Annotated in this window: 9 protein-coding genes; 2 read left to right on the forward strand and 7 right to left on the reverse strand. The window is 68.0% G+C overall.

Features of this window, described 5'->3' with window-relative positions; genetic code table 11:
• Positions 1-80: 80 nt before the first annotated feature.
• Genes ABZ796_RS18255 through ABZ796_RS18265 form a run of 3 tightly spaced genes read right to left on the reverse strand, consistent with a single transcriptional unit; the run spans position 81 to position 2,554 of the window.
• Positions 81-284 carry a hypothetical protein gene (locus tag ABZ796_RS18255; RefSeq protein ID WP_357338703.1) on the reverse strand — a complete coding sequence of 68 codons (204 nt, stop codon included), beginning with the start codon at positions 282-284 and terminating at the stop codon, positions 81-83.
• Between the two features lie 26 nt (positions 285-310).
• Positions 311-1,435, reverse strand: coding sequence for an acyl-CoA desaturase (locus ABZ796_RS18260; protein WP_357338704.1), 1,125 nt, complete (start codon positions 1,433-1,435; stop codon positions 311-313).
• Positions 1,436-1,459: 24 nt separating this feature from the next.
• Positions 1,460-2,554: an iron-sulfur cluster-binding domain-containing protein gene (locus ABZ796_RS18265; RefSeq protein ID WP_357338705.1), complete on the reverse strand. Its 1,095-nt coding sequence runs from the start codon at positions 2,552-2,554 to the stop codon at positions 1,460-1,462.
• Between the two features lie 146 nt (positions 2,555-2,700).
• Here ABZ796_RS18265 and ABZ796_RS18270 point away from each other — a divergent pair, with 146 nt between their 5' ends.
• Positions 2,701-3,336 (forward strand): TetR family transcriptional regulator, encoded by a 636-nt coding sequence (locus tag ABZ796_RS18270; RefSeq protein WP_357338706.1) that lies wholly within the window; start codon positions 2,701-2,703, stop codon positions 3,334-3,336.
• A 7-nt stretch (positions 3,337-3,343) separates the two neighbouring features.
• Here ABZ796_RS18270 and ABZ796_RS18275 read toward each other — a convergent pair whose 3' ends face one another.
• The 4 genes from ABZ796_RS18275 to ABZ796_RS18290 all read right to left on the reverse strand — a co-directional run bounded on the left by ABZ796_RS18275 (position 3,344) and on the right by ABZ796_RS18290 (position 7,929).
• Positions 3,344-4,909, reverse strand: a complete 1,566-nt coding sequence (locus tag ABZ796_RS18275; RefSeq protein ID WP_357338707.1) for an MDR family MFS transporter — start codon at positions 4,907-4,909, stop codon at positions 3,344-3,346.
• A gap of 200 nt (positions 4,910-5,109) precedes the next feature.
• On the reverse strand, positions 5,110-6,078 hold the full coding sequence (locus ABZ796_RS18280) for a zinc-binding dehydrogenase (RefSeq protein ID WP_357338708.1): 969 nt from the start codon (positions 6,076-6,078) through the stop codon (positions 5,110-5,112).
• 121 nt (positions 6,079-6,199) lie between these two features.
• Positions 6,200-7,393, reverse strand: a complete 1,194-nt coding sequence (locus ABZ796_RS18285; protein WP_357338709.1) for an NADP-dependent malic enzyme — start codon at positions 7,391-7,393, stop codon at positions 6,200-6,202.
• A gap of 161 nt (positions 7,394-7,554) precedes the next feature.
• Positions 7,555-7,929, reverse strand: coding sequence for a S24/S26 family peptidase (locus tag ABZ796_RS18290; RefSeq protein WP_357338710.1), 375 nt, complete (start codon positions 7,927-7,929; stop codon positions 7,555-7,557).
• Between the two features lie 54 nt (positions 7,930-7,983).
• On the opposite strand from ABZ796_RS18290, the gene ABZ796_RS18295 reads away from it, so the two are divergent.
• Positions 7,984-8,105: superoxide dismutase [Ni] (locus ABZ796_RS18295; RefSeq protein WP_357338711.1), on the forward strand; the 122-nt coding region annotated here is incomplete at its 3' end.

Raw genomic sequence — 8,105 nt, forward strand, 5'->3', positions numbered from 1 at the left:
CTGGCGAGCCGAGAAATCAATTGTGGCGACGAAACCAGGGTTTCGTCGCCCACAACTGCGGATTCGGCCGTCAGAACTACCTATTCGGCGAGGTCCTTCTCGGCTCGTTTGGCGGCGGCACGGAGCTCGAAGAGCTCGGTGGCCATGCCGCCGATGGCACCGGCCACGTCACGTACGGCGCCGGTGATGATGACCGCGACCTGGCCGACGGTGGTCGCGGTGACCTCGACGGCACTCTGGGCGACATCCTTGCGGATCTCGTTCTTGCTCAGCTCGGGCTCCATGACAACCCATTGTGGCTGGTCAGGCGTCATGCCGCGACCCCCTGAAGCGCGGGAGCGGTCTCGACGTCGTCGGCGGCGGAGCGCTTGCGGTCGGGGAGGGCGTACTTGCAGATCTTCTTGAAGACGCCCCACAACTGCTGGTGCAGCGGACCGGCGTTGTACGCCAGGTCGTAGCGCTCGCAGATCTCGCGGACCTCCTCGGCGATCTCCGGGTAGCGGCGCGCGGGGAGGTCGGGGAAGAGGTGGTGCTCGATCTGGTGGGACAGGTTCCCGGACATGAGGTGGAAGATGCGCCCGCCGGTGATGTTGGCGGAGCCGAGGAGCTGGCGGTAGTACCAGTGACCCTGGGTCTCGTCCTCGCACTCCTCCTGCGAGAAGGAGGCGACGCCGGCCGGGAAGTGGCCGCAGAAGATGATGTTGAACGCCCAGATGTTGCGCACCAGGTTCGCCACACCGTTGCCGAGGAACGTCAGCGGCGCCAGCGGACCGGTGAGCAGCGGGAAGAGCACGTAGTCCTTCAGCGCCTGGCGCTTGACCTTCTTCATGAGGCCGCGGTGCAGCTCGGCGTTGTCCGACATCTTCCGCTTGCCGGCGACGATGTTCTCGACCTCGAGGTCGTGCATCGCGACGCCCCACTCGAAGAAGACCATCAGCAGGAACGCGTAGACCGGGTTGCCCAGGAAGTAGGGGTGCCACTTCTGGTCCTCGTCCATCCGCAGGATGCCGTAGCCGATGTCGCGGTCCTTGCCGAGGACGTTGGTGAAGGTGTGGTGGATGTAGTTGTGGGAGTACTTCCACTGGTCGGAGGGGCAGACGTTGTCCCACTCGAACATGCGCGAGTTGAGGTCGGGGTCGCCCATCCAGTCGTACTGGCCGTGCATGACGTTGTGCCCGATCTCCATGTTGTCGAGGATCTTGGAGATCGACAGGCAGGCGACGGCGGGGACCCAGCCGATCACGGGCAGGTAGAAGAGCGCGCGGCCGGCGAGCTCGAAGGCGCGCTGCTTCTTGACGATGTCGTAGATGTACGCCGAGTCCTTCTCGCCGAGGTCGGCGACGATCCGCTGGCGGATGGCGTCCATCTCGGCGCCGAAGGCTTCGAGCTCCTCGGCAGAGAGGCGGCGGTTGCCGGTTTTCTCAACAGTGGTCATGGGGGTGTCTCCTTGAAGGAATCGTCAGAGGTCCACGGAGCAGTCGCCCTCGGGCGTGCTCACGCAGATCCGGATCTGTTCGTCGGGGAGCTCGGAGGTCTCGCCGGTCAGCACGTTGCGGACGCGTCCGGAGCTCTTGTTGGTCGTGCAGGAGAAGCAGATCCCCATCCGGCAGCCGGACTCGGGGCTCAGCCCCGCGGCCTCGGCCTGGTCGAGGATCGTGGCGCCGTCGTTGGCGACGGTCTTGCCGGTGCGCGCGAACTCCATCTCGCCACCGGCCACGCCGGCGGTCTTCGGCGGCTTGAAGTACTCCACCCGGAGCGACTCGGTGCCGTCGTACGCAGCCTGGGCGGCCTCGATGAGCGACGCCGGTCCGCAGGCCCAGGTCGGCAGGTCCTGATATCCCGGGACCAGCTTCTCCAGCAGCGCCGGGGACAGGTAGGGCGCCCCGTCGGCCGTGTGGAGGATGTGCAGGTCGACGCCATGGCCCTGGTGACGGATCTCCTCGAGCTCGTCGGCGAAGATCTGGCGGTCGGCGCTGGGCGCCCAGTGCAGGAAGCTGACCTTGCCCCGGTGCGTACGCCGCTGCAGGGAGCGCAGCATCGACATCACCGGGGTGATGCCGGAGCCACCCGAGATCAGCACGATGTGCTCGGGCACGCGGTCGGGAAGGACGAAGTCGCCCTCGGCCTGGGACAGGTGCACCAGCGTGCCGACGGTGGCTCGCTCGGTCAGGAACTTGGAGATGCTGTAGGGAGTCGCGTGCTCGTCGTCGTGAGCACGCACCGTGATGGTGAGCGGCTCACCCGGCTTGCCCTCGGTGTTGGAGACGGTGAAGACGCGGGTCGTACGCCGCCCCTCCCCCGTGTCGATGCCGACGGTCACGTGCTGACCGGCACGGTGGCCGCGCCAGGTCGAGGTGGGCTGGAGCGTCACGGTCGCCACTCGGGGCGCGCCGGGCGCGCTCACCTCCGGGTGGATGTCGGTGATGCGGGCGCGCACCTCGTGCGCGGCCAGCATCGGGTTGATCTCGGTCAGATAGCGGTCGATGCCATGCGGTGAGGCGAGCGCCGCAACCGTGCGGGAGCGGAGGATCCGGCCGCCGAGGTCGAGTGCCATGTGTTTCGCCTTTCAGTGAACATCTGTACACCGACAACCATGGTGGGTCACTGGCGTACGCGTCAAGACACCACGCACGTGGTCCAGATCACGGTGTACAGGCGTGCACCTGACGGCCCACCGGCCGCTGCCCCTAGGATGGTCTGGTGATCGAGACGGGTGCGGAGCCGGAGAGCCGTGCGGAGCGCAAGCTCCGGACCCGGCGAGCGATCCTGGACGCGACGCTGGAGCTCTGCTCCGACAGCTCGCTGACCGCGCTCTCGCTACGCCAGGTCGCCAAGCAGGTCGGCATCGTGCCGACCGCGTTCTACCGCCACTTCGACTCCATCGAGTCGCTCGGACTGGCGCTGGTCGAGGAATCCTTCGACTCGCTGCGCGACCTCTTCCGCGACGTACGCCGCAACGCCCGGGCCGACCAGGATGTCGTCGACGGCTCGATCGATGCCCTCGTCGACCACGTCCACCGGCGCCGCGACCACTTCGGCTTCATCGCCCGCGAGCGCGTCGCCGGCCCGCGTTCGGTGCGTGATGCCATCCGACGCGAGATCGAGCTCTGCGAGCGCGAGCTCGCCACCGACCTGGCACTGATGACCGGTACCGACGCCTGGACGGCCAAGGACCTGCACGTGCTCTCGTCGCTGTTCGTGAACGTGCTGGTCGCCACCGCGGAGCAGATCCTCTCCACCTCCCGTCCCGAGCAGGAGGAGCAGATCGTCGCGACCGTGCGCACCCAGCTGAGGATGCTGCTGATCGGCGTCTATCAGTGGCGCTCGGAGTCGTAGGACCGACTCAGCAGCCGCACACCGCAGGCTCGCGCCCGTGCTCGCACAGTTCGGCGAGCTCGGCGTCAAGATCCGCCTCGAGGCGATGTCCTGAGCTTGTCGAAGGGTCCGCCTCGGGCTCCGCCGCAGGCTCCGCGGCAGCCTCCTCGTGCCCCTCCGCCCGAGCCGGCAGCAGGACCGCCATCACGACCACGATCAGAGCCAATCCGGCGCTGACGAGGAACGCGGCCTGCAGGCCGCTCACGTGAGCCGCGACGGCACCGACCTCGTCGATGACCTGGTCGCTGCGTACGGACATCACGGTGACCGCCAAGGCGGTGCCGAACGCGGCCGCGACCTGCTGCAGCGTGCCCAGGATCGAGGAGCCGTGGGAGTAGAGGTGTGACGGCAGCGACCCGAGACCCAGCGTGAAGACCGGGGTGAAGGCGGCGGCCAGACTGACCATCAGGATCAGGTGCAGCACCAGCACGAGCGCGTAGGGCGTCGTCAGCGAGATCTGCGAGAGCCCGCCGAGAGCGACCACGATTCCGACGGAACCCGGGATGACGAGCACCCGGCCACCGTAGGTGTCGAAGATCCGCCCCACGGTCGGCCCGAGGAGACCCATGGCGAGACCGCCCGGCATCACCAGGAGACCGGTGTAGAGCGGAGAGAGCCCGCGCACGGTCTGCAGGTAGAGCGGCAGCAGGATCATCGAGCCCATCATCGCCAGGAACGCGATGGCCATCAGAACCAGCGACTTGGTGAACGTGGGGTGCAGGAACGCGCGCAGATCCAGCAGGGGCGAGCCGACCCGCTGCAGCCGGAGCTGACGGAGCACGAACCCGAGGATCAGCAGGGCGCCGAGCCCCGCGATGACCAGCGGAAGCCCGACCTCACCCTCGGCGAACCGGCTCAGGCCGTACACGAGCGAGCCGAACCCGAGCGCGGCGATGACCACGGAGGCCCAGTCCACGCTCGACTCCGCGGGCTCGTTGACGTTCTCCAGCCGGCGCAGCCCGGACCAGGCGACCCCGACGGCGATCGGCAGGACCAGCAGGAAGAGCAGCCGCCACGAGCCGAAGCCCAGGATCAGACCGGACAGGGTCGGCCCGAGCGCCGGCGCGACCGAGATCGCCATGGTGACGTTGCCCATCACCCGGCCACGGTCGCTCTCGTCGACCACCGTCATCAGCGTGGTCATCAGCAGCGGCATCATCACCGCGGTGCCGGCCGCCTGGATGACGCGGCCGGCGAGCAGGACCCCGAAGACCGGCGCGATCGCCGAGATCAGGGTGCCGGCGATGAAGACGGCCATGGCCGTCGCGTACGCGGTCCTGGTCGTCACCCGCTGCAGGAACCAGCCGGTCACCGGGATCACCGAGGCCATGGTGAGCATGAACGCGGTCGAGACCCACTGGGCGGCATGCTCGGTGACCCCGAAGCTGTTCATCAGGTTCGGGATCGCGTTGAGCATGATCGTCTCGTTGAGGATCACCACGAAGGTGGCCAGCACGAGCAGAGTGATGACGGCAGGCGTACGCCGCTTCTCACCGTCGGCCGGACGATGCGATGTTGTGACGGCAGCAGTCATGACTAGTTCCTCGGGTCGTGCGCAGGGGCCCGGTGCCGCCCGCTCTCATACATAGATCGAACGGGCAGCGCCGATTTCGACATCACGCCACGAGAAACTTTTCGAGCCCCCCGGCGCTGACACTCAATGGTCCCTTGCAGAACCGGGGGGAGTCGAACGATATTCCGTACGTCACACAGCAGCTGTCACGGCATGCGGTGTCACAGGGTGAAGACGACCTTCCCGAAGAGATCACCGGCGTGCATCGCCTCGAAGCCGGCCTTGGCCTCGGTCAGCGGCATGGTGCGGTCGATCAGCGGCCGCGCGCCGGTGGCCTCGAGCAGCGAGACCAGGCTCGCCAGCTCGTTGCGGGTGCCCATCGTCGAGCCAATCACCTTCAGCTGCAGGAAGAAGATGTTGGTCAGCAGCGCGTCGTCGAGGTTCGCCCCCGAGGTGGTGCCGCTGATGATGATCGCCCCACCCGGACGCAGCGAGCGCACCGAGTGCTTCCAGGTCGCCCGCCCGACGGTCTCGATCACCGCGTCGACCTTGACCGGCAGCCTCTCCCCCGACGGCAGCGCCTCGTGGGCACCGAGCTCGAGGGCACGCTTCTGCTTCGCCTCGTCACGCGAGGTCGCGTAGACCTTCAGGCCCGCCGCCCGGGCGAGCGTGATCGCCGCGGTGGCCACGCCACCGCCGGCGCCCTGCACCAGCACCGAGTCGCCGGCCTTGAGCCCACCCTGGGTGAACAGCATCCGGTAGGCCGTCAGCCATGCCGTCGGCAGGCAGGCGGCCTCCTCGAACGACATCCCGGCCGGCTTCGGCACCACGTTGCGACGCGGCACGATCACCTTCTCGGCGAAGGTGCCCTGATGACGCTCGGAGAGCAGCGACCGCTTCGGGTCGAGGGTCTCGTCGCCGGTCCAGTCGGGCGAGGAGATCACCGAGTGCACCACGACCTCGTTGCCGTCCTCGTCGAGCCCGGCCGCGTCGCAGCCCAGGATCATCGGCAGTGCCTCGGCCTTGAGCCCGACCCCTTGCAGCGACCAGAGGTCGTGGTGGTTGAGCGAGGCGGCCTTGACGGTGACCGTCGTCCAACCGTCCGGAGCGACAGGGTCGGGCCGCTCCCCCAGCACGAGGCCGGAGATCGGGTCGTCGGATGAGAACTTCTCGGCGTACGCAGCGAACATGCGCCCGACACTACCGACCCTGGTGGATCCTCGATCAAGGTATGCAGATGGCGGGACGCTTCCCTCGGGGAGCTCCGCGAGGGAAGCGGTCCTTCGGCTGCATACCTTGACGAAGGAACGCTCAGGCCCGAGCGACCCCGTCAGCCCGAGCGGCCTCGGCGACCGCAGCAGCGACCGCGGGGCCGACACGCGGGTCGAACGGCTCCGGGATGACCTTCGACTCGGAGAGCTCGTCGCCGACCAGCGCAGCCAGCGCCTGCGCGGCGGCGAGCTTCATCCCCTCGGTGATCGAGGAGGCGTGCACGTCGATCGCGCCCCGGAAGATGCCGGGGAAGGCGAGGACGTTGTTGATCTGGTTGGGGAAGTCCGAGCGGCCGGTGGCGACGATGCTGGCGTACTTGTGCGCGACGTCGGGGTGGATCTCCGGGTTGGGGTTGGCCATCGCGAAGACGATCGCCTTCTCGGCCATGGTCGCGACGAGCTCCTCGGGGACGGTGCCGCCGGAGACGCCGACGTAGACATCGGCGCCGTCGAGGGCGTCGGCGAGCGAGCCCGTGCGGCCGGTGACGTCCGCGGTCACCTCGGCGATCGCCTTCTTCGACGCGGTCAGGTCCGAGCGGGTGGAGGAGATGACGCCCTTGCGGTCGAGCAGGGCGAGGTCCTTGATGCCGAACTCGAGCAGGATCTTGGCGACCGCGACCCCGGCGGCACCGGCGCCCGAGATGACCACACGGGTCGACTCCGGGTTGCGGCCGGTCAGCTTCAGCGCGTTCATCAGCGCGGCCAGCGTGACCACGGCGGTGCCGTGCTGGTCGTCGTGGAAGACCGGGATGTCGAGCGCCTCCTTGAGGCGGTCCTCGATCTCGAAGCAGCGGGGCGCGGAGATGTCCTCGAGGTTGATCCCACCGAAGCTCGGCGCCATCCGGATGACGGTCTCGACGATCTCGTCGACGTCGGTGGTGTCCAGGCAGATCGGGATGGAGTCGACGCCGCCGAACTCCTTGAACAGCACCGCCTTGCCCTCCATCACCGGCATCGCGGCGGACGGGCCGATGTCACCGAGACCGAGGACCGCGGTGCCGTCGGTGACGACCGCGACGGTGTTGGGCACCCAGGTGTAGGTGTGGGCCAGCTCCGGGTTCTCGGCGATCGCGGTGCAGACCCGGGCGACACCGGGGGTGTAGGCCATCGACAGCGATGCCTTGTCAGAGACCGATGCGGTCGCCGCGATCGCCATCTTGCCGCCGCGGTGAAGCTCGAACACCGGGTCGCCGTCATAGGCGGTGGTCTCGGTGGACAGGGTGGACTCGGTCATTGGGGGCCTCCAGAAACTACGGACTCGGACGTCGGGCGGTCGAACGCGAGCCGAGGGTGGAGCCGCGCAAGGCGCCATCTACAGGGATGTGATGCCCGGATGGCAGTTTCCCACAGGTTACCCGAGGAAGCGGTTGATGTTTCCTACAGGTGACGAAGCCCTCATCTGGAGGGCTCATCCAGAGACTCACCCAGAATCCGCGGTCGCGGCCACAGCCGCGCCACGACGACACCGTGCACGTCGGCATCCGCCACGGGCCCGCGATGACGGGAGTCGATCACCCCCGGAGCGGCCGGATTGTCCGAGAGCAGCCACCATCCGGAGCGACCCGACGCGGTCGTACGCCGCTCCACGGCCCGCTTCACCACGACCGCCCCGTCGGCGAGCCGGGCGACGACCACGCACCCGGGCACCGGCGTACGTCCGTAGGAGACCCACAACCGGTCCCCTGCCCGCAACGTCGGCTCCATCGAGACCCCTACGACCTTCGCCATTCCCCAGCTGTGTCGGGGTGCCCTGGCCGCGATGTCTTCCATGCGGAGTAGTGTCGCAATCCGTAGGACACATGAACACTCTTTGAGAGGACCCGCATGTTCGCGCGACTTTTCGCTCCCACCATCGAGGTCTCGGCCCACTGCGACCTGCCCTGCGGCGTCTACGACCCCGCCCAGGCCCGCATCGAGGCCGAGTCCGTCAAGGCCGTCATCGCCAA

The organism is Nocardioides sp. NPDC047086, from assembly GCF_040643685.1.
Taxonomy (GTDB): Bacteria; Actinomycetota; Actinomycetes; order Propionibacteriales; family Nocardioidaceae; genus Nocardioides.